Below are 25,699 nucleotides of genomic sequence, written 5' to 3' on the forward strand. Positions count from 1 at the left end.
AGAGATGTTTGTGATAATCAGCTACGATGTCAATGTTACAAGCGAAGGTGGCGCAAAACGCCTTCGCAAGGTCGCCAAAGAGTGCCAAAACCACGCCCAAAGGGTGCAAAATTCGGTATTTGAGGCGAATTTGGATTATTCGAAATTTTTGAAGCTCAAAGCCAAGCTTTTGAAGCTCATCGACGAAGACTGCGATAGTTTGCGCTTTTATTATCTGGGCAACGACTGGAAAAAGCGTGTCGAGCACTTCGGCGCAAACAAGGGCTACGACTCGGAGGGGGTGATAATTATTTGAAATTTGAAATTCGCAAAATTTGCAAAATTTGAAATTTGATAAATTTTGCGGGAAATTTTAAATTTTAGAATTTTTAGAAATTTTGAAATTTTAGAAATTTTCAAAATTCGTGTTCATTAAAAACTTATTGTCAAATTTTATAGCTATGAAGTGCTTATGATTTGTCATTGCGAGCGCGCTTCGGCTGTCATTGCGAGGAGCGACAGCGACGAAGTAATCTACGACTTTGCATAACCAGACGCTTTATTTGTCATTGCGAGCGAAGCGAAGCAATCCAGAGAAATTCCATTGCCTCCAATCCGTCATTGCGAGAGCGCACAGCGTGCGTGGCAATCTACGAGCCAAAACAGCCGAATACTATAATTCGTGTCATAAAATTTATTTTCGCAATTTCGCAAAAGCCAAAAATCATAAAAGCGCAACTGCTTAGGCGAACCTATGGTGACTTTGAAATCCTGCGGAGGTTCGCCTAAATTTTATGGTAAAATACGCCGAATTTGGCAAAATTTGCCAAAATTTTCCGCCCCCAGTCGGGGCGACTGCTTTGAAACTTCGATTTTTAGGCAGTCGCGCCCCACACGGGGCGTGTGAGTTGAAATGAAGCAGAACGCTATGAGTATTTGCGATTAATGGGTCGCGCCCCACACGGGGCGTGTGAGTTGAAATTATTAAGCTTGCTTTTGTCTTAACAGTTAGATCAGTCGCGCCCCACACGGGGCGTGTGAGTTGAAATGCGGGGACAGAGTGAATTGCCGTTGCACGAGCGGTCGCGCCCCACACGGGGCGTGTGAGTTGAAATGATGTTGCTATAGGAACACAAACTTATCAAGACGGTCGCGCCCCACACGGGGCGTGTGAGTTGAAATTGCATTAACGACTACACAAAAAAAGCAATTTTAGTCGCGCCCCACACGGGGCGTGTGAGTTGAAATTGCAATTTGTGTCGTATGGGATATAGTTAGGTATAGTCGCGCCCCACACGGGGCGTGTGAGTTGAAATGCCTATTGCGCCAGTGTTATAGCATTTTTTGCTAGTCGCGCCCCACACGGGGCGTGTGAGTTGAAATTTGCTTTTGGCTCTTGCTTTTGCTTTTGGCTCTCTCGTCGCGCCCCACACGGGGCGTGTGAGTTGAAATTGGTGCGACTGCGTTTAGTGGTAAGGCTAAAAATGTCGCGCCCCACACGGGGCGTGTGAGTTGAAATGATACAAAATACTCTAACTTTTTCAATACTGCCGTCGCGCCCCACACGGGGCGTGTGAGTTGAAATCGCTGAAAAATGGCTGTCCGTCATAGCACTCGCGTCGCGCCCCACACGGGGCGTGTGAGTTGAAATTGCGAGTGAAGCAATGAAGCAAGGCAATATCAATGGTCGCGCCCCACACGGGGCGTGTGAGTTGAAATATTTTTACATATTTTTAACACATTTTCACAATTGTCGCGCCCCACACGGGGCGTGTGAGTTGAAATTCTTTTGCTTTTTTCTCTCTTTGGCTCTTTTGGCGTCGCGCCCCACACGGGGCGTGTGAGTTGAAATGGCTTTGGCGCAAAAAAGACACACAATCAAAACAGTCGCGCCCCACACGGGGCGTGTGAGTTGAAATTTTAAGTTGCATTTTTTTATCGTTATCAATCACGGTCGCGCCCCACACGGGGCGTGTGAGTTGAAATCTGGTGGCATTATATCAGCGATTAGCCCGTCGCTAAAGTTGCGCCCCACACGGGGCGTGTGAGTTGAAATTAATTTCTAGCGTTGTGTTGTCTATGTCGAAAAGTTGCGCCCCACGCGGGGCGTGTGAGTTGAAATTTTTGGCTCTGGGTCAAATGAAAATTCTATATGTGTTGCGCCCCACGCGGGGCGTGTGAGTTGAAATTTTGTATTTTTAGATTTGTAGCCAATAGTTCTAGCGTTGCGCCCCACGCGGGGCGTGTGAGTTGAAATCCTTTTTTGCTTACGAAATGCCCTTAAAATGGGGGTTGCGCCCCACGCGGGGCGTGTGAGTTGAAATTATTAAAAGGCCAATAAACCATCAAGTTAAAAGGTTGCGCCCCACGCGGGGCGTGTGAGTTGAAATTGATTAAACTAAAAACACCAAAGGGAGAATGTAATGTCGCGCCCCACACGGGGCGTGTGAGTTGAAATTGCCGAAGAAGCCGTGCGTATCGCAAAACTAGCAAGTCGCGCCCCACGCGGGGCGTGTGAGTTGAAATTATTCGTGTGATGATGAAATTTCCGTTGGCGTTAATAGTCGCGCCCCACGCGGGGCGTGTGAGTTGAAATCTCCATGGGAGGAAGTATTTGAGCCTCAAACTGGCGTCGCGCCCCACACGGGGCGTGTGAGTTGAAATCTAAGCCACGCTAATGTTCGCTCATTTGGTAAAGTCACGCCCCACACGGGGCGTGTGAGTTGAAATTAAGCAAATCACAATTCAGGGCGCAACAGGAGCGTCACGCCCCACACGGGGCGTGTGAGTTGAAATTAATCATAGATAGTGATTTTAATTTAATCGCAGGAGTCGCGCCCCACACGGGGCGTGTGAGTTGAAATAAAAATAAACAAACACAAAAATAGCATAAATTTTGAAAGATAATTTTTAGTATTTCATAGGTATTTGAAAACCAAAGCCAAAAATGCTAAAATCTCGCCTTTTTATCAATTCTCTTTGAAAAAAACAATATTTATAATGGTGAAAATATGAAATTTTATGTTTTTGACGATGGATTATTTTTTGTAATCGCAATTGATGAAAAATGCGAAAAAATTTTTGATTGGTGCGGTGGTGAAATAGGTGATATTTACGCCGATTATGTCTGCGAGTATATGGATGACGGGGTCAGAAAAAGCTTTGTTTTCGAAGATGGCGAGGTTTTTAAAGGCGATTTTAGCGATTGCGTTTTGCGAGCAGATGAAAAGCGCAAACAATACAAAATAAAAAATCAAAAAAATTTTAGAAAATTTAAAATTTCATCTTGTCCGAATAAAAAGTGGCAAATCAAGCTAAAAGGCTATGGTGGCGATGAAATGCTAGGGCGTAATGGCGAGTTTTGCTACTTTTGCGATACGGGCGACATAGATGAGTGGCATTACGAGAGATTAAAATATTTTAAGGATGAAATTTGCATTTTCGCATATAAAAATACTACTTTTAAGGGCACATTATACGATGCGTTAGATTTCATTAAAGAGATAAAATTTTGAGGTGTGGTCGATGGGTTTTTAATAATCTTTTGAAGCGATGATAGGTGGTAAATCATAAAATTTCAGTAGTTAAAATAATGGTTGATTTTATCATTTTTGATTATTTTTGATAATGAAACACCACGAAATCAATCTCTCTTTATTGATTAAATTTAACCACCAAACGCCCTTAATTTGTCTTTTAAATTTTTGAAATTCCAAGCCTTGCAAATAATCTTTGGTAATAAATTTCCGCTTTTTATGAGACTAAACGAATCGGGGCAGTGTTTAAAAATTGCGTTAGCGTGTGAAAAAAGATAAGATTAAAAATTTGGATAAATTTAACCAAATTTAGGCGAAATTTCGCCTAAATTTAGCCATAAATTTTACTCACGCACGAAAAATGCGTTTTGAAGTGAGCCGCTGGCGATGAAATCGCGCGCTTCGCTCTCACTTTTAAATCCGCTTAAAAATACCCTATAAATCGGCGCGCCGTCTAGGTCGAACTCGCGCATTACGCTAGGATATCCGTGCAGAGCGTCGTTTTCTCGCGTGAAGCGTGCTGCGCCAGATTGGTTTCTAAACGCTCCGATTTGCACCATAAAATTTCCGCCCACAATCGTCGCATTTGGCGCGCCTTTTTTGATAGTTTGACCATAAAATCCCACGACTTCGAGCTTCACAGGAGCCGTGCCTTTGGCGAAGACGCCGACTTTATTGGCTGCGCTTTTGCTAAGGTCGATTACGCGCCCGCTCACAAACGGCCCGCGGTCGTTTATGCGCACGGTCGCACTTGCGCCAGTGTCGCGGTTGGTGACCTTGACCATGGTGTTCATCGGGTAGGTTTTGTGCGCGGCGGTCATGGCGTTCATATCGTAAATCTCGCCATTGCTTGTCTTTTTGCCGTTAAAGCCCGGTCCATACCAGCTAGCAATGCCTGTTTGTGTATCGCCGATACTGACCTGCTCGGGATAGTAGGCTTTGCCATTTATCTTGTAAGGGCGCATGGTTGCAGGCGAGTTTTTGCCGATTTTAGGGGCTTTTGAGCCTGAACTAGGACTAGATGACGGATAATTTCTGTGTGATGAAAAACACCCAGCAAAGATTAGCGCGACAAGCGCGCTAAAAATTATTGATTTTTTAAAATGCAAAATTTACTCCGAATTTAAAATTTAAGATCAAACGCCATTGCGACTGTGCGGATTTTTTCGTCAGTTTTAGAGGCAAATGTCGGAGTGGTTTTTTCGATCTGTTCGACCTTGATCATATGCTCGTGCTGAGGCTTAAATTTCGAAAAACTTAGCTTTGGACGATTTTTTATAAGGTTTGGTTCATACGCCTGAAAATCGCCTCTGCTTAGGACAAATTCTGTATATTTGCTCTCTGGGATATAGAAAAAATACTTGCCGTTGCTCGGTGAGACGCCGTTTGTAATGTGTGCATTGTAGCTATTCATTTGGGTTTGCGAAATGCCGATTTGTTTGGCAATCGCGCTTAGCTTCGTGCCTGGGGCTACGGCAATGCGTTTTAGCGCCCACGGCTCGTTTTCGAATCTTAACACCTTTTGCATACTATCGCTTTGGGCGATGTAGGCGAATTTGATAATTCGCTTGATGAAATTTTTGGTCTCTTTTGGCACTGCATTGCTAGAAAGTAGGGTGCCTAAATCATCGTTTCCAGCCGCTTTTATGGCTCTGTTCATACAGCCTTCACCACAATTATACGCCATGAGGGCAGTGTACCATTTGCCAAAATTTTGTCTTAAATGCAAAATATACGAAAACGCAGCGTCCGTCGAGGCTGCGGGGTCTCTACGCTCATCTACATGTGTATCTATACGCAGGCCGAAATTTTTGGCAGTTGTAGGCATGAGTTGCCACATACCACCTGCTTTGGCGTGCGAAGTAACGGTGTTTTTGAGGTGAGATTCTACCATAGCAAGGTAGAGCAAAAACTCAGGCGCTTCAATGCTTTCGATTTCGGTTTTTACCAAAAAGGCATTGTGAGCTTGTGAAGTGATGATGTCTTTGAATAATTTTTTATCCGAAGAATCGATAGAGCGGTAAATGTCAGCAACGACTTTTTGGCTTGAAAGGTTGTTTTCTATGCCAAATTCGTTCATAATGTAGTCGTGATTTACCCGTGAAATTTTTGACTGGCTAGCGTGCGCAAAACCTGCGAAAATTAGCATCAAAAAAATGATTTTAATGACTCTCATTAATCTCCTTTAATTTGATTTGCAAAAAGTCTGTAAGCATTTTGCGTAGTGATACTTTTAATCAATTCTACATCTTTATCCAAAATTTCGGCTATCTTATCCACGACAAGGCTCGTGAAGGCTGGCTCGTTGCGCTCGCCTCTGTGAGGGTGCGGAGTAAGATATGGCGCGTCTGTTTCGACGACGATTTTATCAAGTGGAAGTTTTGGTAAAATTTCGACTAAATTTTTTGCGTTTTTAAATGTCAAAACACCGCCGATTCCAAAATAAAATCCAAATTCGCTTAAATTTGCGAGTAGTGGGCTTGCATTGTAGCAGTGCAAAACACCGCCATTTAGCCCGTTTGCGTGAGTTTTTAAAATTTGATAAGCATCTTCGTTTGCATCTCTAATATGCACGATTAGTGGTAAATTTAGCTCTTTGGCAAGCTCAATTTGCGCCAAAAAAATCTCTTTTTGGCGTGCTTTTTCGCTAGATTTTTGCTCGTCGCTAAGGCCATTTAAGCGATAATAATCCAAACCGCACTCGCCCACACCCACGCATTTTGAGTCGTTTGCGAACTCTTTTAGCGTATTAATGTCAAATTCATCTATTTCATAAGGATGCACGCCCACAGCGAAGAATACATTTGTATAAGTGTGAGAAATCTCCCTAGCGCGCGCTAAATCCGACATACTAGCACCAGGGATGACGATAGTGCCGACATCGTGCTCGCCTGCTCTTTGAACTACGGCGTCAAGGTCGCTAAAATAGCTACTATCATCTAAATGGCAATGTGTATCAATAATCATAAAACTCACTTAAAAATTTATAAACAAAACATTTTACGCCAAAATAGCCAAATTAAAATTAAACAAAGATTAAATATACCAAATTAGTTTCATTTTTGGCTTAAATTTAGCTAATTTTTTAGCTTTTTGGCGAATTCTAATGCTTCCTTGCTTATCGTCTCGCCGCTAATCATTCTGGCTAGTTCTGTGATTTTTTCGCTCTCATTTAGCAGTTTTACGCTCGAAATTTCGCCATTTTTGGTGATTAAAAAGTGCGAGTGAGCTTTGGAGCTGAGCTGTGGCTGGTGCGAGATAGCGAAAATTTGGTAGTATTTCGAGATTTTTTCTAGCACGGTTGCGATACTCATCGCCTCTTTTCCGCTTAAATTCGAATCAATCTCATCGAGGATTAAAATCCCGCTTCCTTGGTTTGTAATCTCCAAATTTGCCCCGATGAAGGCGAGGCGCAGGCGGTTTGTCTCGCCTGAGCTTAAATTTTTAAATTCGGTATTATTTAGCATTACGCGCACTTCGTCGCTGCCGTTTGCTTCCAAGCTCTGCTCTAAAAATTCCAGCCTCACGCTAGGCATATACAAATCGCCCAAATAGCGATTTATCAGGCTTTCTAGCGCGTTTTTATTTGTTTTTCGTTTTGCGCTGATAAGAGTAGCTAAATTTGAAATTTCCAAATTTAGCGCGCCAAATTTCGCGGTCAAATCCCTTTTTTCGAAGCTGATTTGCTCGTAGTGCGCTAGCTCTATTTTGCGCCTTTCAAGCGTGTCAAGCGCGCCGGCAATGTCGCCGTAGCGTTTGTTTAGGCTAGAAAGCGCTTCTAGTCTGTTTAACACTGCCTCGATATCGATTTCATCTAGTTCGTCGAGATTTAAGCTTTCCATTTTTACGCGCAGTTCGTTCATGCTATCTTCGAAAAATGCGCTATCCATTTCGCTTAGATTTAGCGCTTCTATCACGCTTCGCTCAAATTCGAAAATCCCTTCGGCTCTCCCCCAAAGTTCTTCGATTTTATCCTTTTTGCTAAGCTTTTTTTTGACTGCTAAAAGCTCTTCATATTCGCCGATTTTAGGCGAAATTTGCTCGATTTTTTCGATTTCAAATTTGGCAAATTCTTTAAGTTCTTCGATTTTGTTTTCTTCTTCTTCGATTTTTCTAAGCTCTTTTTGCACTCTTAAAAATTCGCTAAATTTAGCCCTAAAATTCGCTAAATTTGCGCCATGAGTGCTATCGTTTTTGCAAATCATAAAATCAAGCAACTCCAAAAGCGAGGTAGAGTTTATCTCGTCGGCATTTTTTGCGCCTAGAAATTTCACATATTCGCCCGCGATTTTGGTCAAATTTTTCTTTGAAATTAGTTGCGAGTTTATGAAATACCGCACGGATTTATCCCGCAAAATGCGGAAATTATTCGGCGTTTCGTTTTCTATGCCAAACTCATCAAGCCCAAATTCGTGGCTAATGTCGGCTTCTATGATCTTCGCTTCTGCCTCCCTTAGCCCAAACACAGCCAAAATCGCGTTCATTAGCACAGATTTTCCAGCACCGCTCACACCGGTAAATACGCTTAGCCCTGGGGCGAAATTTAGCTCGATTTCGTTGAAGCTAAGGTGATTTTTGATATACACTCTCTCTAACATCCAGCATGTCCCCAGCGCAATTTTTCCTTCAAAACCGCGAAATAATCGTATGAACTAGCGCGGATTATTTGGGATTTGTGTTTTGAAATTTTCACTTCCACGCTTTTGAATTCGTCCATATTGTAAAAATTTTGCCCGTCGATGACTACGCAAAGCTCGGAATTTCCGCTGTTTTTGAAGCCTAGTTTGTATCTTTTTGGCAAAATTAGTGGGCGTTGGGTCAGGCTGTGAGAGCAAATCGGCGTTATAGCGAAAACTTCGCAAAGCGGGTAGATTATCGCGCCGTTTGCGCTCATATTATACGCTGTCGAACCCGCTGGCGAGCTGATTATGACGCCGTCTCCATAGTATGTGTTAAAGTGCGTATCGTCCAAAAACGCGTCGATTTTCGCCATTGACGAGATATGAGAGCGCGTGATAACCATATCGTTAAATGCGCTGATTTCGAGCTTCTCGCCATTTTTGCGCTCCAAACTCACGCTCAAAACAGGCAGTTTATCTAGCCTAAATTTCCCAGCCATAAATTCGCGCCAAAATGCGCTAAATTCGCTATTTTTAATGTCTGTTAGAAAGCCAAGTGTGCCAGCATTCACACCTATTATATATGCCCCTTTTTTTAGCACGCTTCTAGCTACGCCAATTAGCGTGCCGTCCCCTCCAAGGCTGATTAAAACTTTGGTGCGAGATAAAATCTCATCTATGCTAAATCCAGTTTTGCCAAAATACTGCGCGCAGGTTTTTTCGCATAAAATTTCAATGCCCCCCAAGCACAAAATTTTAGAAATTTCCTCCATAATAGGCAAAATTCCCGCCTCTGTTTTGGCGATGATTCCGACAAATTTTAAATTTTTTTGTAATGCGATTAAATTTTCCATGGCGCGATTTTATAAAAAATTAGCTTTGTAAAAGCAAAATTTAAATATAATCATTGGTTTTAATTATTTTTTTTAAGGAGAACACATTGCGAAGTCATTATTGCACCGATCTAAGCAAAGCAAATATCGGCGAAAATGTTAGCGTTTGTGGTTGGGTGAATTCTTACCGCGACCATGGTGGCGTTATTTTCATCGATTTGCGCGATAGAAGCGGACTTTTACAGCTAGTATGCGATCCAAAAGATAGCAAAAGTGCTTACGAAATAGCAAACGATGTCAGAAACGAATATGTTTTGCGCGCAAACGGAAAAGTGCGCGCCAGAGGCGAGGGTTTGGAAAATCCAAATTTAAAAACCGGAGAGATTGAAATCGTAGTCGATGAGCTAATCATCGAAAATCCAAGCCGTGCATTGCCATTTGTCATCGGAGATGAAAGTGTAAATGAGGAAATTCGCCTAAAATACAGATTTTTGGATTTAAGGACGAGCGATAAATTTGAGCGCTTTGCAATGCGTTCAAAAGCAGCCATTGCGGCACGAAATGCGCTTGATAGACTTGGTTTTGTCGAGGTTGAAACCCCTGTGCTAACTCGCGCTACGCCAGAGGGTGCGAGGGATTATTTGGTGCCAAGTCGTGTTTATCCGGGTAGCTTTTATGCACTTCCGCAAAGCCCACAGCTTTTCAAACAGCTTTTAATGTGCTCTGGATTTGATAGATATTTCCAAGTGGCAAAATGCTTCCGTGATGAGGATTTGCGTGCAGATCGCCAGCCAGAATTTACCCAAATAGATGTCGAGATGAGCTTTTGCGATCAAAACGATGTAATGAAGGTCGCTGAGACATTTTTGAAGGATATTTTTGCTGCTTGTGGTCACGATATTCCAACTCCATTTCGCGTAATGGAATACAAAGACGCTATGGAGAATTACGGTAGCGATAAACCAGATCTTCGCTTTGGTATGCCATTTATCGATGTGGCTGATATTTTCGCGCGTTCAAATAATGAAATTTTTGCTAATATTGCAAAAGACACCAAGAAAAACCGTGTAAAAGCCCTTGTTGTCGAGGGTGGAGATTTGAAATTTAGCAAACGCCAAATGCAAAGATTTGAAGAATATGTGCGTAAATTTGGCGCACAAGGCCTAGCATTTATCCAAGTCAAAGAAGATGGCCTTAAAGGACCTTTGGTTAAATTTTTCGATGAAGCAGATGTGGCCAAGCTAGTCAAACGCTGCAACCTAAAAGTCGGCGATGTCGTATTTTTCGGCGCTGGAAAGAAAAAAATCGTGCTTGATTATATGGGTAGATTTAGACTTTTTCTTGCAAACGAGCTTGGTATTATCGACGAGAACAAACTCGAATTTTTGTGGGTTGTAAATTTCCCAATGTTCGAGCAAAACGACGACGGAAGCTACTCTGCAATGCATCACCCATTTACTATGCCAAACAATGTCGATGAGCCAGATATGGAAGAAATCACCTCTATCGCTTACGATGTCGTGCTAAACGGCGTAGAACTTGGCGGCGGAAGTATCAGAATCCACAAAGCCGATATCCAAGAAAAGGTCTTTAAACTACTTAAAATCGAGCCAGACGAGCAAAGAGAAAAATTTGGCTTCTTGCTTGACGCGCTTAGCTTTGGCGCACCACCACACGGCGGTATCGCGATTGGCTTTGACAGACTTATGATGTTAGTAACTAAATCAAGTAGCATTAGAGATGTCATTGCCTTCCCTAAAACTCAAAGAGCGCAATGCCCTATGACAAAGGCTCCAAGCGAGGTTAGTAGCGAACAGCTCCAAGAATTAGGACTTAGAATAAATTTAAAGGATAAAAAATGAAAAATCTATTTTTAATCATCGGCGCACCAGGCAGTGGCAAAACCACAGACGCTAGCTTGATCGCGCAAAACAACGAGAGTATCGCTCACTACTCTACTGGCGATTTGCTTCGCGCAGAGGTAGCAAGTGGTAGCGAACTAGGCAAAACAATCGACAGCTTTATCTCAGCTGGAAATTTAGTCCCGCTTGAAGTGGTTGTAGGCACGATAACTTCTGCGATTAAAAGCTCGCCAAAAGATTTTATCATCATCGATGGCTACCCAAGAAGCGTGGAGCAAATGACAAAACTCGACGAAGTTTTAAAAAGCGACGATGAGATCGAGCTTAGCGCAGTAATCGAAGTTGCAGTTAGCGAAAACACAGCCAAAGAGCGCGTTTTGGGTCGTGCAAGGGGAGCTGATGATAACGAGCAAGTCTTTTATAACCGCATGAAAGTCTTCAACGAACCAATCGGCGCAATCCGCGAATTTTACGGCAAAAAAGAGATTTTTTACTCAGTTGATGGCGAACGCACAATCGAAGAAATCGTCGAAGATATCAACGATATAATCGCGAAAAAAATCATTGGCTAATGAGTGAAATTTAGGGAATTCTCGTGAAATTTAGCCCCAAATTTGGCATGAAATTTTGCCTTAGAATTTTCGCTGTTTTTGCTGTTTTGGTTTTTTGCGTTGGTTGTGAAGCCAAAAAATCCGTGAGCGCAGCAGGAAACAGCGGTGGTGGCGGAGTTTTCACGGGATTTTCTATAAGTGCGTGGTAAATTTACAAATTTAATAAAAAGGATAAAAAATGGATATTTCTAAAATCAAAGTAGGTTCAAACCCTGATAAAATCAACGCTGTAATCGAAATCCCTTACGGCTCAAACATAAAATACGAAATCGACAAAGAAAGCGGTGCAGTGTGCGTCGATCGCGTTATGTATTCGGCGATGTTTTACCCTGCAAACTACGGCTTCGTGCCAAATACACTAGCAGATGACGGCGATCCAGCGGACATTTTGGTGCTAAATGAATACCCGCTTCAAGCAGGCTCAGTTATCCCATGCCGCTTAATCGGCGTTTTGGTTATGGAAGATGAGAGCGGAATGGACGAAAAACTCCTAGCCGTGCCGGTTAGCAAAATCGACCCTAGATATGACAATATCAAATCTCTAAGCGATTTGCCAAAAATCACCCTTGATAGAATCAAAAATTTCTTTGAAACTTACAAGGCATTAGAGCCTGGCAAATGGGTGAAGGTCAAGGATTTCGAGGACGCTAGCAAGGCCGAGGCAATCCTATCTCGCGCAATCACAAACTACAAATAAAAATTTCGCCCAAATTTCGGGCGAAATTTCACTTCCGCTATGATTTACCTAGCCCAGACAGACACCACAGCCGGATTTTTAAGCAAGGACTTTATGCAGATTAACCGCGCGAAAATGCGCCCCAAAAACACTCCTTGCGTGCTAACCACGGCGAATTTAAACGAGCTAAAAACCTTAGCACGCGTGCCAGAAAAATTTAAAAATTTCGTGCGAAGAGCGAAAAAATCGACCTTCATCTACCCAAATCAAATTTCACTTCGCTATGTGCAAGGTTGTGAGCATGCGAAATTTCTGCGACAATTTGGCGCGATGTATTCGAGCTCGGCGAATTTGCACGGCGAGAAATTCGACGAGGAGTATGCTAGGGATATCGCAGATATCATCGTAGATGAGAAATTTAGCGAGCATGCCCCCTCGAAAATGTATAAAATTTCAAATTTTAAAATTAAAAAAATTCGTTAAATTTAGGTTTAATTCAAATATTGTAAAATCACACAAAAAATTTCTTAAAAGGAGCGAATTATGGTAAAAAAATTTCTAATCCTTAGCGCAGTTTGCGCATTTGCCTTGGCAAAGGGCGGTTTTGTCGGAGGCGATGGCAGCAGCAAGGGCGAGTTTGTCGAATACGGCGCCAAATCATACCGCGTAGTTAGCGTCAAAGAGGCGAAAGATTTGCGCGATGATACGAAGGTAACCCTAGTGGGAAATATCAAAAAACGCCTAAATAACGACGATAAATATCTATTTGTGGATAAAAGTGGCGCCTCTATCACCGTAGATATCGACGATGATGACTGGAACGGCCTAGTCGTGAGCCCTGATACCAAAATCCGCATAGTCGGCGAGGTGGATAAGGATTTAGTCGGCGTAGAAATCGATGTCGATGATGTCTTGCCTGTGAAATAAATTTTGTTTTTGGCTAAATTTGCACTAATTTAGCCAAATTTTACCAAATATGCAAAATTTAATGTAAAATTTTGCATATTTTTAAATTTCATATAAATTTTTTATTTAAATTTTTTTTCGTTTGCTTAAATTTACGCTATTTTTATACTATTTTCGCTGCCACAAGCCCGAAATACTGCCCCGTAATCTCAAAATTAGCAATCTGTGTGAAAAGGAATAAATACGCCAAAAACTAAGTGTAAAATTTGAAACAAATGTTTAAATTTCTAAGAATTATTTTAATTCACCAAATTTTCAGAAAATTTTAATGGGGGGGGGTATAATAAACAATTTTTTTCGAAAGGATTTTTATGTTTTTTTGGGGATATATCGAAGATGTCAAAAGGGAAATTGTAACAGATTTTCAAGTCAGTAGAACTCCGATAGAAGTAAATACTAAGGTTTCAGGTGGAGGTCCGCAGTTTGGGCTGGGATATGGTCATTTTTTGGCATTGACTGGAAGTGGCGTAAAAGCCGAAACTTCTGTTAGTGGTGGCGAAGTAAAAGTAAATTCTACCCGTGAGACGATTTGGACTTTTGATATAGGCGATACTTCGTTTAAATTAATTAGCGATACAATGCACCTAAAAAACGGCGATTTTGTAGTGGTGGAGAGCTATTTTAGGGACGGAGTTTATTATATTGCTGATTGTTTGGATAATGCTACAAAAAAATATTCAGAACCAAGTTGGTTTCCTAATTATTTAGAAAAAAAGAGTATTCCGCAAAAACCAAACATATTATTAATAATATTATTGATAATTTCGATTATTTCTCTTTTAACCACTATGTTACTATTTATATCAGGTAATATTTTTTATGGTATTATCGGAGCCGTTGTCTTTGGTGTTCTTTTTAGCATTCGTTCTTACAAGAGCGATGATTATAAAATAAAATTGCAAGATGCAATTGAACAAAATAACTGGATAGAACGCCATAACGCAGAATATAGAGAGTATGAAGGTAAAATTTGCAACGCATTACAAAACGAAGGCTTTCTACCTAAAAAAGAAGAAATTAAACAAATAAATAGCTAAAATAAAATTCGACAAATTCACCTTCAAATTTGTCGAATTTACAATATTTTAAAACTATGAATTTCAAAAGTAAAAATTAAAATGTCAATTTAGTAGTAAAATTTAGCCCACAGGGCTAAATTTTAATTTTTGTGATTTTTCGTGTAGGCCAAAATGTATTCTAGCCCTGAATATAGTGTGAGTGCGACCGCGACCCATAGCAAGAAATTTCCGCCACTCCACTGCATTGTCAAAAATCCTATGGCAAACATTTGCGAGACCGTTTTTACCTTGCCTGCCATTGAGGCCGAGACGCTGATATTTTCGCTCGCCATAACCGTGCGAAAACCTGTGATAAAAAAAGGGAATTTGGCAAATTTGCTAAATTCCCTTTTTATTTGCCAAAATTTGGCTCGTAGCTCAAAATTTCACAAATCTTTATCATTTCATTACCAAATAGAGTTAAAATTTCCTCAATCGCTTTGGCGAAATTTTTAATGGAGGCTAAAATGCTAAGATACGCCATAATCTTCCTAATCATCGCAATCGTGGCTGGAATTTTCGGCTTTGGCGGGATCGCTGGCACAAGCGCAGGTATTGCGAAAATCCTGTTTTTTGTATTTCTTGTGCTTTTTGCGATTTCATTTATTTTTAAGCTCATCAAACGCTAGCTTACGAAGCCTTTGCGCTTCGTAAATTTGGCGTGTAACTTAAAATTTATCCTTACTTCGCTACAATCACGCATTAAATTTCAAAGGTTAATCATGCAAAGTCTAGCGCTAAAATTTCGTCCCAAAAGCTTAAATGAAATTCTAGGTCAGAAAAAAATCGTGGAGCTTTTTAAAAAATTTATCGCCTCTGGCAAAATTCCACATAGTATATTTTTCGGCGCGGCAGGGTGTGGCAAAACCACTATGGCGCGCGTGCTCGCAAGCGAGCTGAACTACGATTTTTACGAGCTTGACGCCACGAGCCTAAAAGTCGAAGATATCCGCAAAATCCTATCTGCGCACTCTGGCGTGCTAGCCAAACCGCTGATTTTCATCGACGAAATCCACCGCCTAAGCAAAACCCAGCAAGAGGTCCTCTTAATCCCAATGGAAAATTACGAAGCGATTATCATCGGCGCAACTACGGAAAATCCGCAGTTTGTCATAAGCTCTGGGATTCGCTCTCGCTCGATGATTTTTGAGTTTGAGCCTTTGGGAGCGCAGGAAATGAGTGAGCTTTTTGAGCGAGTGCAGGGCGAGCTGGGCTTCGCGTGCGATGATGATGCCAGAGAGTATCTCATACACACTAGTGCAGGGGACGGGCGAAGTCTTTTAAATTTGCTCGAATTTGCGATTTTGGCTGATAGTAAAATCTCTCTCGATACTCTAAAAACACTGCGCGCGAGTGCCGTAGCACAGGGGGTAAGCTCGGACGATACGCACTACGAGCTAGCAAGCGCGATGATAAAAAGTCTGCGTGGAAGCGAAGCGGACGCCGCACTATACTATGTGGCGCGCCTAATCGAGGCTGGCGAGAGCGCGGATTTCATCGCTAGGCGCATGGTAATTCTAGCTAGCGAAGATATCGGCAACGCCAATCCAAATGCCCTAAATATGGCGGTTAATACACTTTTGGCAGTCAGCAAAATCGGCTACCCAGAAGCTCGCATAATACTAGGACAATGCGCGGTGTATTTGGCACACTCGCCCAAATCAAACTCTGCTTACAACGCCATAAACGAGGCTTTGAAATTCGTGCGAGAGGGGGAAATTTTGCCTACGCCAAGGCATTTGATAAACTCGGACAAAGAGATTGCAAACTACCTTTATCCGCATGATTTCGGTGGCTGGGTGGAGCAAGAATACACTAGCGCGAAAGTGAAATTTTACCACAGCAAACAAATCGGATTTGAAAAAACGCTAGATGAGTGGCTTAAAAAGATAAAGGGTGAAATTTGAATTTTATGAAAAATTTGGCTTTGGTTTTAATGGCTCTTTTGTTTTGTGGTTGTGCGGATAAACAAATCCATAGTGGCGATTATGCAAAAGCAAGTAAAGCGCATATTATTTTATCTTTTGTAAGTGGTCCAAATAAAGACCGCTTTTTAAATAAAAAAGGCAACTGCGAGTTTTTGGGGGCTGAGGCGATAGATAGTTCAGAGTTGTTAAATTTTATGATTGACGATTTTAATAAAATGTTCGACTATGACGATTATATAAAATTTGGAAGTTTATATATTTAAAGCGAAATAAGAAAAAGGGCTTATCAAAAAGGCGGAAATTTCGTTAAAATTTTAAACGGCTATACTTTTTCATCTTTATGGTTTGATTTAGAGGAGTCTAAAACCCTAAAATTTGATATTTATAAATGCAAATGTGAATGGGAAAATTGCCTTTAACCCTTAATCACATTTTTTATCACTTTTGCGCCACCGCGACTATTCGCCCAAATCTGTCATTGCGAGGCGACGCAGTCGCCGTGGCAATCTACGAGCCAAAATTACCAAACGCTATAATCCGTGTCATTGCGAGAAAACGAAGTTTTCGAAGCAATCCAGTAAAATTTAGAGAGAATTTCAAAATTAATCAAAATTTATCTGAATTTCCCTGGATTGCTTCGCTACGCTCGCAATGACAATAGCGGGCGAATTTTGCATAATTTGTCATTGCGAGAAACGGCGTAAGCCGTTTCGTGGCAATCTACGAGTGAAAAATTTAAGGTCGGTATTTTTGCAAATTCACCGCAAAGAATTTTAAACTCGTAGATTACTTCGCTTTCTGCGAAAGCTCGCAATGACAAATCAGAGCGAATTTGCTCCGCTAGCTCGCAATGACAAAATCGGGGCAGTATTTAAAAACTTGCGGTAGCGAAAATATCGCAATGACAAATCAGAGCGAATTTACTCCACTAGCTCGCAATGACAAATCAGGGCAAATTTGGCGATTTTAAAATTTAATCTCGCTACTTGTTTGCGTATCGGCGAAATTTTCCGCTCTGCTTTTGGCTCGTTCGGTTATATCCTCTTCATAATCATACCACGAAAATGTCGCTCCGTGCTGAACCGAGCCATCGAGCAAATCCCCGCCTTGGCGGTTTTTCAGATCAATTCCTGCGACCTTAAATCCATCTAGCGTTTGCGCGAATTCTTTTAGTCTTTCTGGTGCTTGCTTTAATTTCGTGTAGAGATAGCACCAGCCTTCGCCGCCGTTTCGCCCCACGCGACCGCGCAATTGGTGAAGCGAGGCTAGCCCCATGCGCTCGGCTCCGACGATTAAAATTATGCTAAGTCTTGGTAGTGAAATGCCCACTTCCACGACGGTTGTGGTGATTAGCAGTGAGCCATTGTCGCGGAATTTCAGCAAAATTTCCTCTTTTTCCTTGTCGCGCCCGTGTGTAACATACACGCCAGAGAATTTCGCCTGCCAAAACGGCGCGGCTTCCTCGACGCTTTGGTAAATCAGCTTTTCGGATTGTTCGACGAGCGGATAGACGATGATTGCTTGATTTCCTTTGTCGATTTCGCGCTTTAAATGGCTCATAAAGCCCTCAAATCCGGCGTTTTGCAAGATTAGCGTGTGGATATGTTTTTCGTAAGGCATTTGCTTTAAAAAGCTAAAATTCACAAGCTCGGATTGGATTAGCGAGAGTGTGCGCGGGATCGGCGTGGCGCTAAATTGCACGAAGTGCGCGCGATACTCGCCACACTGGGTGAGGGCGTTGATTTTTTCGCGCTGATTTGAGCCGAAGCGGTGCTGTTCATCGACCATGATGAGATTTGATGGCGTCAAATCATGATAGAGCAGGGCGTGCGTGCCGATGACTAGGTGCGCGCCCTCTAAATTTAGCGATTTCTCGCCACCTTTGACCTCCAAAATATTCATAAACTCTGGCAAAAGTCGCACCGCTTCTGCGTAAATTTGATCGGCTAAAATCGAGGTTGGCACCATTAAATAGCTGGTGCGAGGGTAGTTTAGCAAGGCTGCGCCAAGGATTATTAGCGTCTTGCCCGAACCCACATCGCCCATTACCACTCTGCGCCTTGCAAGCGGGCTAGATAGGTCGGCTCTGATATCATCAAGTGCCTTTATTTGGTCGTTTGTGGGGGTAAAAGGCAGGGTGCTAAGCCACGAGGAAATGTCGTTTAAAGGGTAAATTTGCGCCTTAAAATCCATTTTTTTGGCTTTTAGTTTTCTTAAATAATTATAAATTTCAACGAATTTTAAAATTTCAAGCCCGTTTTCGTTTTCTTCTAAATTTTGCACCAAACGCACGCTGTTTTGGTCGTTTTGGTGAATTTGCATTAAAAATTCAGCCTCATTTTCACCAAGCCCCTCATCAAGCAAGGCCTGCTTGGAAATGTAGCTTAAAATGAGCTTTTGCGTCGTGGCGTCCGTGAGGGCGTTTTTGTATTTGGGGATAATTTCGCCTACTTTGGTGACGATTTTGGGATTTACGAACTGCCATGCGCCGTAAGCGTTGTCGCTTTTGCCATGGATAAACATCTGCTTGCCGATTTTAAAGACGCCGTGGTGCCAGCTTTTGGCGTTGAAGATGACGATTTTGATCTCGCACTCCCAGCTTAGGCAAAATGCGCTGATGATGAGCATGCCATTGGCGCGACGGCTTGCTGTTTTGCACTCGATCAAAACCGTGTTTTCGCCGGTGTTTGGCTCATCTTTGACGCTTAAATCATCATAGCTTTTTGGAAGTGCCAAGGCTAAATCAAGCAGTGAAAAAACGCCGATTTTAGCGAGCGTTGCGCTGTCTTTGGGGCTAAATTTCATAATTTAAAATTTGACTTTGCAACTTCTGAGCAAACCACGCAAAAGCTTAAATTTAAAATTTCAGCGTGCGAGGCGATAAATTCATTTAGTGTGCGCAAATCTAGATTTTTCGTGCGCTCTAAATTTCGCTCAAACTCGCCAAATTCGAAGCCTTGATAGTATTCGTTGGCACTGATATTTGCGCGCTTAAACATAGTCTCTTTTTGTAAAACCGCGCTTCCTAGGATAAATTTTTTCGCACTTTCTAGCTCGCTTTGCGTAACGCCGTTTTGGACGAAATTTGCGATTTCGGATTTGATTAGCTCGTAGGCTTTGGCTAAATTTTCGTTTTTGGTCTGCAAAAATCCCCAAAAATCGCGCTTAGACAGGTCGAAATTCGCTCTGGCATACACGGAGTATGCAAGGCCGTGTTTTACACGGATGTTTTCCATGAGGCGTGAGCCAAATCCGCTCGAACCAAGGATAAAAAGCGCCACATTTGCGATATATTTTTCTGCGATTTCGGCGTAAAATGGCGCGCCAAAATAGATATAGGCTTGCTCGCTTTTTTGGGCGATGATTTGGGATTTGGGCGTAGAATTTGTCGCAAAAACGGGTAGTTCGCGCGCGCTTGTGGCGGCGAAATTCTCTAAAATTTTGGTTATATTTTTGCGCACAAGGCTAGCCTCATCGCTTGCGCCCTGCGCGTCGCCCACTACAAGGACATAGGCGTTTGCAAGATTAAGCGAGGCGAAAAATTCCTTGACATTTTCAAGGCTGATTTGCGCGATACTAGCCTCGTCGCCGATTAGCGGGGAGGCTAGTTTGGTGCCCGAATAAAGGCAGTTTTGCAAGCCTTGGTTTGCGATGTAGTCAAATTCGCTCTTTAAAATATCAATTTCGCCTAAAATTTGGGTTTTGATTTTATCTAAAATTTCATCTGTGAAATTTGGCTCTTTTAGCAGATTATCCAGCATTTCTAAGGCAAATTCGAAGTGTTCTTTGAGCGAATTTACCTCGATTACGAAGGTCTCAAACCCTGCGTCGATATCGAAATTTATCGCATAGATATCGAGTTTTTCGTAAAATTTATTTACCCCTAGGCTCTTTGTGCCCTCATTTAGCATTTTTGCGGTGAGTTTGGCTAGGCCATTTATCTTTTCGCTCACTGCGCCACTGGCTTTGAAAACGAGCTTGAAACTCGCCACTGGCAGGGAATTTTCGATTTGTGTGAGAAAATCTACTTTAGTATTTTTTGCTAAAATTTCGCTTTTTATCATTTATAAATCTCCAAAATATCATAGTTTGTGTTGCGTTTGGCTGGGATTTCGCCGATGTCTTTGATTAAGCTTATCATTTCGTTTGCGCTCATGCGAAAGGACGCACCAGCTGCCTTGACAACATTTTCTTCCATCATGGTTGAGCCTAGGTCATTTGCGCCAAATTTTAGTGCGAGTTGCCCTATGTAGCTGCCTTGCGTAACCCACGAGCTTTGGATATTTTTAAAATTATCCAAAAACAGCCTTGCCACGGCTAATAGCCTTAAATAGCGATTTGAGCTTGTTTTTTTGATTTCAGGGTGCTGGGCGATGAGTTTTGTGTTTGCTGATTGAAAGCTCCACGAGATAAAAGCTCTAAATCCGCCCGTAATATCTTGCAGATTTCGCAGTTTTTCCCAGTGTTCGATGATTTCTTCGTCAGTTTCGACCGTGCCAAACATCATCGTGGCTGTGGTTTTCATACCTATTTCGTGGGCTGATTTATGGACGCCTAGCCAACTGTCTGCGCCGATTTTTTTAGGCGAGATTATATCCCTAACTCTATCGCTTAAAATCTCAGCCCCAGCACCTGGAATGCTGTAAAGTCCCTTTGCTTGAAGCCTAGATAAAACTTCTTTGTGCGTTAAATTTGAAATTTTAGCGATATAATCAATCTCGATTGCAGAGAAGCCATGAATCGTGATTTGCGGGTATTTTTGCGCTATGTGAGCGACTAAATTTTCATACCAATCAATTTTTAGTTTCGGATGAACGCCGCCTTGAAAAAGGATTTGCGTCCCGCCGATTGCGATTAGCTCATCGATTTTTTCATCAATCTCATCAAAGCTCAAAATATAGGCGTCTTTTTCGTTTATTTTGCGACAAAACGCGCAAAATTTGCAATCCACAAAGCAAATATTTGTGTAGTTTATATTGCGATCGACTACAAAAGTCGTGATTTTATCAGGGTGAAGCTTTAATTTTTTTTCATACGCCATAGCCCCAAGCTCGTGCAAAGGGGCGTTTTTTATCAAATTTAATGCCTGTGATTTAGTAATTCTACTCAAATTTAACCTTCTTTTTGATTTATTTTTCTAGTATGATTTGTCCGTCTTTGACGCCACGCACGCGCACTTTCGTGCCTTCTGCCATGTTTTTTACCTCATCGCTTTGCCATAGCGTGCCCTTGAAATAGACCATGCCCTCTTTGACATAGCCATCGCCACTCTCGTCTAAGAAATTGTCTTTAATCTCCTCGGTTGGCTTGAAAAATTTGGATTTTAGTGGCTTTTTTAGGGCGAGCAAAAGCGCGAAAGATAGCACGAAAGAGGCTAGGATTTGCACCTCCCATGATAGCGGAAGCGCGAAGCTAAATAGCCCCACGATCAAAAATCCTGCGCCAAAAAACACAAAGGTGAAATCAAGCACCAAAAGCTCGATAATCACCAAAATAACGCCAATTATGATAAAAATAAGTGGGCTCATTGATTGTTTTCCGTGATTAAATTTTTATCCCCAGCCTTGCCTAAAAATTCGCTTAGCACAGAGAGCGAGCCGATGATTTCGCTGGTTTCATACGGTATGATGACCTTGTCCTTGCTTGCGCTTTTTGCTAGCTCGTTGAAGGCATTTACGCGACTTTGCGCGAGCAGGTATTCAGCGGCGAATTTCGACGCAGCCATAGCCATATTGATATTATCCATAGCGTGTTTTTGACCCACAGCTAGGGCGATTTGCTCGTATTTTTTCGCGTCTGCCATACGCTCGATTGCCTCAGCTTCTAGCACTTTTTCTTGTTTTTGCGCTTCGGCTGTGCGGATAAGGGCAGCTTTTTCGGCTTCGGCTTTTAGCTCGATTGCCCGTTTTTCGCGCTCGGCTTTCATTTGCATATTCATAGCGTCCTCTATGCCTTTTGGGACTGAAATTTCAGAAATTTCGACACGCATGATTTTTACGCCCCAGTTATCTGCTGCATCGCCAAGGGCGACTTGGAGTTTTGAGTTTAGTTGATCGCGGCTTGATAGGGTCTGATCTAGGCTCATTTCGCCGATTGCTGAACGAAGTGTAGTCATAGCCAAATTCGATATTGCTTTGCGATAATCCTCGACATTATAAAGCGCCATTTTGCCATTTACGATTTTCAAAAATACGATTCCATCGACCATGATATTGACATTATCTTTGGTGATGACTTGCTGTTTTGTGATATCTACTAGCTGTTCGCGAACGCTCATTTTAGCGCGCACGCTGTCAAAAAACGGCACAATTACATGAAATCCGCCGTCTAAAACCTTGTGAAATTTACCAAGTCGCTCGATAATCATAATCTCAGATTGCGATACGATTTTGACACCAAGCTTCAAAACCAGCGCGATTAGCGCACAAATTACCACAACGGTAGCTGCGAAACCTTCCATTTTTTCTCCTAAAATTTCTAAAAATTTAAATTTGGCGATTATAGCAAGTTAATGTTTAATACTAAATTTAAGTTTTGGTAGTTTTGACTAGCGTAAATTTTGCAATATCTGGCGAAATTTGCGCTAAATTTCACTCCTGCACGCAGATTTCGCCGTTGATTAGTCCTTTTATGGTGTGGTATCCCACAACTGCTATCAAAACGCACAAAAGCGCGAACATACCAAGCCCGAGCCTTGCAAACCAGACCTCTGCGCTTAAAAAATACGCCTTCATAAAGGCAATGCACCCAGCCGCTGTCGGGAAAGTGAAAGCCCACCACGATAGGAAAAATTTAAGCCCAAAAAAGCTTTTTGCCATGAAAAATATCAAAAGCGTGAAAAATAGCACCAAATTTATTAAAATTTTAGCGAGCATATCAAACTCGCCGCCGATGTTGATATAGCCCAGAAACGCCACAGACGGGGGCGCAATCATTATAAAAAGCGTTGGGACGAATTTTTGGGCGAGCTGGTCGTGAAAAATAATGCGGTAAAAAACAATGCTAAAAAGCACAATCCAAAAGAAAATCCCAATGCTAAAAAAATACCACAGATATTCGCCCTTTTCGGTCGCGGCGATTACCACGATGAGATTGCCTACGATTGGGATAAACCACGCTGGATTTGAGTGGGTGATGAGCATGTTTTTTTGTATCCAAAACGAAATGATATAAAGCGTCAAAAACGCATGAAATATCATCGCTACGCCGTAAAATGCGCTATGAAGTGCGCTAATATCGTTAAACGCAATGGCTAGTAAAAGCAGGCTAATCGAAAATGTGGCAAAAAAACTTAGCTTGATTGGGTGGGTAAATTCTGCCTGCACAGCGCGCGGAAATTTGATGATTTTTGCCGTGTAAAACGCCGAAATCAGCGCAAACACACCAAGAGCGAAAAATCGCAAAATTTCAAATATAAAATGTGGCGCACCATACGCCTCGCTAATGGCGCGATAAGCGATACTAAGCCCGCCAAGCCCCATTGTTACGGCAAAAAACATAATCGGGAAATTTGAGAGTTTGGAGATATTTTCGTTTTTTAGATTCATTTTAGCCTCGATGAATTTCAAATTTATTTAAAAACGGCGCGAATTTTAGCAAAATTTGGCGCCATAAATTCTTACAATTATAAATTAAAACTGAAATTTATAAAATTTTAAGTTTTATTAAGCGCGAAAAAAGTAAAATAATCGATTTTTAACAAATTCGAGGCAGATCAAGGCGGACAAAATGGAAAATTTTATCAAAATCGTAACCGACATAAACTCATTTATCTGGGGGCCATACTTTCTCATAGCCCTTCTTTGCGGAACTGGCGTCTATTTTACAATCAGATTAAAATTCGTTCAAATTTTGAAATTTAAGCTTGCTGGAAATAGACTTTTGGGCGATTTTTCGCTCCATGGCAAAAAGGCGGGCAAACACGGTATGAGCTCGTTTCAGGCGATTTCGACTGCGATTGCGGCGCAGGTTGGCACGGGCAATCTAGTTGGAGCTTCGACTGCGCTTATTATGGGCGGACCTGGGGCGATTTTTTGGATGTGGTTGGCTGCGTTTTTTGGTATGGCTACAAATTTCGCCGAAATCTGTCTGGCTCAAATTTACCGCTCCAAGGACACCAGCGGTCATATCATAGGCGGACCTGCGTTTTATATTTCGTGCGGTATTGGTGGGAAATTTGGCAAAATTTTGGCTGTGGTTTTTGCCATAGCGATAATCTTAGCACTTGGTTGCATGGGAAATATGGTGCAAGCAAACGCCATTTCAGACGGATTTAGCAAGGCTTTTAATATCGATAAAGTCTATGTCGGCGAAATTTTGGCTGTGGTTTGCGCGATAATCTTTATCGGCGGTGTCAGGGCGATTGCGCGCGTAGCCGAAAAGGTCGTCCCGCTTATGGCGATTTTATACATTTTGGTGGGATTTAGCATAATCTGCGCCAATATCTCCGAGCTTCCTGGCGCTATTTCGCTGATTTTCAAGGCTGCCTTTGATCCAAGTGCTGCATGGGGCGGTGCGACGGGAGCGAGTATCGCTATGGCTATGAGATATGGTGTGGCTAGGGGATTATTTAGCAACGAAGCTGGTATGGGCTCTACCCCACACGCTCACGCAGCTGCCAATGTCGCTCACCCAGTAGATCAAGCAATGCTTGGCATTATGAGCGTTTTTATAGATACATTTATCGTGCTAAATATCACGGTTTTTGTGATACTGACCTCGGGCGTGGTGGAGTTTGGGGCTGATGGCAAGGCTGTATTTAGCGGGATTGCACTCGTGCAAGAGGCTTTTTCGTCGAATTTTTTGGGCAGGGAGCTTGGATATAGCTTCGTGGCGATTTGTCTTTTGTTTTTCGCATTTACCACGATTATGGGCTGGTATTATTTCGCTGAGATAAATATCCGCTATCTGCTTGGACCAAAAGGGGTGAAATTTTTACAGCTTTTGGTTATTGGCTTTGTTTTTATGGGCTCACTGCTTAAAATCGACCTTGTTTGGGAGCTAGCCGATCTTTTTAATGGACTTATGGTAATTCCAAACCTGATTGCGATTTTGCTTTTAAGTGGCATTGTAGTGCGCTTACTGCGGGATTTTGACGCGGGCAAGGCATACAACGCTAGCGATTACATTAAAGGCTAAATTTCAGCGTTAAATAATTAAATTTAGGTAAAATCGTAAGTTATTTTACGATTAGGAATTTTTATGTTTTTACATACTTTTCACCAAAAAAGTATTAAAGAAAAATTAGATTATTTAGCGGATTTGGGGCAAATCGACAAGGCTACATACGATAAAATTTTAAAATTTTACGCCCTCGATAGCGAGGGGCAAATTTCAGCCCTAATCAAAATGCAAAGCGCAACCAATAAAGTTTTATGGAGCGTTAAAAAAATAGATTCTTACAGGATCGAACCAGACGGGGCAATGCGCTATAATGGCGAATTTGTCGATGTCAGGCGCGCTGTTTTAAGTAGCGCGGATATGAGGGCAAAAGATTTTTATGAAAACTCACAAAACAAAGTCGCAACTCACGAGCAAAGTAGCAATAAATTTTGGAAAAAATTTGTTATTTGGTCGGTGGTGTGGGCTTTGGTTTTAATTTTTCTTGTATATTTAATCTCAAATTAAAGGA

General features: G+C 42.0%; 26 protein-coding genes, 1 pseudogene and 1 CRISPR repeat array. Of the genes and pseudogenes, 14 read left to right on the top strand and 13 right to left on the bottom strand.

Annotated elements, in window-relative coordinates; translation table 11 throughout:
• Positions 1–4: 4 nt before the first annotated feature.
• Positions 5–295: a CRISPR-associated endonuclease Cas2 gene (gene cas2, locus OFO00_RS03865; RefSeq protein ID WP_270864946.1), complete on the top strand. Its 291-nt coding sequence runs from the start codon at positions 5–7 to the stop codon at positions 293–295.
• Positions 296–861: 566 nt separating this feature from the next.
• Positions 862–2,843: direct repeats of the CRISPR family, unit length 33 nt; unit sequence GTCGCGCCCCACACGGGGCGTGTGAGTTGAAAT.
• Between the two features lie 147 nt (positions 2,844–2,990).
• Positions 2,991–3,494 (top strand): hypothetical protein, encoded by a 504-nt coding sequence (locus OFO00_RS03870; RefSeq protein WP_270864947.1) that lies wholly within the window; start codon positions 2,991–2,993, stop codon positions 3,492–3,494.
• A gap of 365 nt (positions 3,495–3,859) precedes the next feature.
• Here the strand turns inward: OFO00_RS03870 and OFO00_RS03875 are convergent, their stop codons facing one another.
• The 5 genes from OFO00_RS03875 to OFO00_RS03895 form a co-directional block, all read right to left on the bottom strand.
• Entirely contained in the window at positions 3,860–4,624 is a 765-nt protein-coding gene (locus tag OFO00_RS03875; RefSeq protein WP_270864948.1) for a septal ring lytic transglycosylase RlpA family protein, read from the bottom strand.
• Between the two features lie 14 nt (positions 4,625–4,638).
• On the bottom strand, positions 4,639–5,691 hold the full coding sequence (locus tag OFO00_RS03880; RefSeq protein ID WP_270864949.1) for a lytic transglycosylase domain-containing protein: 1,053 nt from the start codon (positions 5,689–5,691) through the stop codon (positions 4,639–4,641).
• A complete protein-coding gene (locus tag OFO00_RS03885; RefSeq protein ID WP_270864950.1) occupies positions 5,691–6,482 on the bottom strand; it encodes a TatD family hydrolase in 792 nt (263 codons plus the stop codon). The genes OFO00_RS03880 and OFO00_RS03885 overlap by 1 nt, the downstream gene beginning before the upstream one ends.
• Positions 6,483–6,592: 110 nt before the next feature.
• Positions 6,593–8,113: an AAA family ATPase gene (locus OFO00_RS03890; RefSeq protein ID WP_270864951.1), complete on the bottom strand. Its 1,521-nt coding sequence runs from the start codon at positions 8,111–8,113 to the stop codon at positions 6,593–6,595.
• On the bottom strand, positions 8,107–8,988 hold the full coding sequence (locus OFO00_RS03895) for an NAD(+) kinase (protein WP_270864952.1): 882 nt from the start codon (positions 8,986–8,988) through the stop codon (positions 8,107–8,109). Before OFO00_RS03895 ends, OFO00_RS03890 begins: the two co-directional genes overlap by 7 nt.
• Positions 8,989–9,074: 86 nt before the next feature.
• Here OFO00_RS03895 and aspS point away from each other — a divergent pair, with 86 nt between their 5' ends.
• The 7 genes from aspS (at position 9,075) to OFO00_RS03930 (ending at position 14,119) form a co-directional block, all read left to right on the top strand.
• Entirely contained in the window at positions 9,075–10,829 is a 1,755-nt protein-coding gene (gene aspS / locus OFO00_RS03900) for an aspartate--tRNA ligase (RefSeq protein ID WP_270864953.1), read from the top strand.
• On the top strand, positions 10,826–11,401 hold the full coding sequence (locus OFO00_RS03905; protein ID WP_270858806.1) for an adenylate kinase: 576 nt from the start codon (positions 10,826–10,828) through the stop codon (positions 11,399–11,401). The genes aspS and OFO00_RS03905 overlap by 4 nt, the downstream gene beginning before the upstream one ends.
• 23 nt (positions 11,402–11,424) lie before the next feature.
• On the top strand, positions 11,425–11,589 hold the full coding sequence (locus tag OFO00_RS03910) for a hypothetical protein (protein ID WP_270864954.1): 165 nt from the start codon (positions 11,425–11,427) through the stop codon (positions 11,587–11,589).
• Between the two features lie 29 nt (positions 11,590–11,618).
• Positions 11,619–12,137, top strand: coding sequence for an inorganic diphosphatase (gene ppa / locus OFO00_RS03915; RefSeq protein WP_270858808.1), 519 nt, complete (start codon positions 11,619–11,621; stop codon positions 12,135–12,137).
• A 39-nt stretch (positions 12,138–12,176) separates the two neighbouring features.
• Positions 12,177–12,599 (top strand): Sua5 YciO YrdC YwlC family protein, encoded by a 423-nt coding sequence (locus OFO00_RS03920; RefSeq protein ID WP_270864955.1) that lies wholly within the window; start codon positions 12,177–12,179, stop codon positions 12,597–12,599.
• Between the two features lie 60 nt (positions 12,600–12,659).
• Complete coding sequence (locus OFO00_RS03925) at positions 12,660–13,043, top strand: YgiW/YdeI family stress tolerance OB fold protein (protein ID WP_270862482.1); 384 nt, start codon at positions 12,660–12,662, stop codon at positions 13,041–13,043.
• A gap of 350 nt (positions 13,044–13,393) precedes the next feature.
• Positions 13,394–14,119, top strand: coding sequence for a hypothetical protein (locus OFO00_RS03930; RefSeq protein ID WP_270864956.1), 726 nt, complete (start codon positions 13,394–13,396; stop codon positions 14,117–14,119).
• A gap of 122 nt (positions 14,120–14,241) precedes the next feature.
• Here the strand turns inward: OFO00_RS03930 and OFO00_RS03935 are convergent.
• Positions 14,242–14,460, bottom strand: a pseudogene (locus OFO00_RS03935) (CDP-alcohol phosphatidyltransferase family protein); the annotation flags it as partial.
• A gap of 32 nt (positions 14,461–14,492) precedes the next feature.
• Complete coding sequence (locus OFO00_RS03940; RefSeq protein ID WP_270864957.1) at positions 14,493–14,624, bottom strand: hypothetical protein; 132 nt, start codon at positions 14,622–14,624, stop codon at positions 14,493–14,495.
• Here OFO00_RS03940 and OFO00_RS03945 point away from each other — a divergent pair.
• The 3 genes from OFO00_RS03945 to OFO00_RS03955 all read left to right on the top strand — a co-directional run bounded on the left by OFO00_RS03945 (position 14,608) and on the right by OFO00_RS03955 (position 16,331).
• Entirely contained in the window at positions 14,608–14,769 is a 162-nt protein-coding gene (locus OFO00_RS03945; RefSeq protein ID WP_270864958.1) for a DUF1328 domain-containing protein, read from the top strand. The genes OFO00_RS03940 and OFO00_RS03945 overlap by 17 nt on opposite strands.
• A gap of 93 nt (positions 14,770–14,862) precedes the next feature.
• Positions 14,863–16,047: a replication-associated recombination protein A gene (locus OFO00_RS03950; protein WP_270864959.1), complete on the top strand. Its 1,185-nt coding sequence runs from the start codon at positions 14,863–14,865 to the stop codon at positions 16,045–16,047.
• Positions 16,044–16,331, top strand: a complete 288-nt coding sequence (locus OFO00_RS03955; RefSeq protein WP_270864960.1) for a hypothetical protein — start codon at positions 16,044–16,046, stop codon at positions 16,329–16,331. Before OFO00_RS03950 ends, OFO00_RS03955 begins: the two co-directional genes overlap by 4 nt.
• Positions 16,332–17,034: 703 nt before the next feature.
• Here the strand turns inward: OFO00_RS03955 and recG are convergent.
• From recG to OFO00_RS03985, 6 genes are all read right to left on the bottom strand, one after another.
• A complete protein-coding gene (recG, locus tag OFO00_RS03960) occupies positions 17,035–18,873 on the bottom strand; it encodes an ATP-dependent DNA helicase RecG (RefSeq protein ID WP_270864961.1) in 1,839 nt (612 codons plus the stop codon).
• Entirely contained in the window at positions 18,870–20,132 is a 1,263-nt protein-coding gene (locus OFO00_RS03965) for a M16 family metallopeptidase (RefSeq protein ID WP_270864962.1), read from the bottom strand. The genes recG and OFO00_RS03965 overlap by 4 nt, the downstream gene beginning before the upstream one ends.
• Complete coding sequence (locus OFO00_RS03970; RefSeq protein ID WP_270864963.1) at positions 20,129–21,178, bottom strand: dehypoxanthine futalosine cyclase; 1,050 nt, start codon at positions 21,176–21,178, stop codon at positions 20,129–20,131. Before OFO00_RS03970 ends, OFO00_RS03965 begins: the two co-directional genes overlap by 4 nt.
• A 19-nt stretch (positions 21,179–21,197) precedes the next feature.
• Positions 21,198–21,596, bottom strand: a complete 399-nt coding sequence (locus OFO00_RS03975; protein WP_270864964.1) for an NfeD family protein — start codon at positions 21,594–21,596, stop codon at positions 21,198–21,200.
• Complete coding sequence (locus OFO00_RS03980; RefSeq protein ID WP_270858837.1) at positions 21,593–22,528, bottom strand: SPFH domain-containing protein; 936 nt, start codon at positions 22,526–22,528, stop codon at positions 21,593–21,595. The genes OFO00_RS03975 and OFO00_RS03980 overlap by 4 nt, the downstream gene beginning before the upstream one ends.
• Positions 22,529–22,658: 130 nt before the next feature.
• Complete coding sequence (locus OFO00_RS03985; protein WP_270864965.1) at positions 22,659–23,615, bottom strand: SLAC1 anion channel family protein; 957 nt, start codon at positions 23,613–23,615, stop codon at positions 22,659–22,661.
• Between the two features lie 181 nt (positions 23,616–23,796).
• On the opposite strand from OFO00_RS03985, the gene OFO00_RS03990 reads away from it, so the two are divergent.
• Entirely contained in the window at positions 23,797–25,206 is a 1,410-nt protein-coding gene (locus tag OFO00_RS03990; protein WP_270864966.1) for an alanine/glycine:cation symporter family protein, read from the top strand.
• Between the two features lie 63 nt (positions 25,207–25,269).
• Entirely contained in the window at positions 25,270–25,695 is a 426-nt protein-coding gene (locus tag OFO00_RS03995) for a hypothetical protein (RefSeq protein WP_270864967.1), read from the top strand.
• Positions 25,696–25,699 lie beyond the last annotated feature (4 nt).

Source organism: Campylobacter sp. VBCF_04 NA7 (genome assembly GCF_027737405.1).
GTDB lineage: Bacteria > Campylobacterota > Campylobacteria > Campylobacterales > Campylobacteraceae > Campylobacter_B.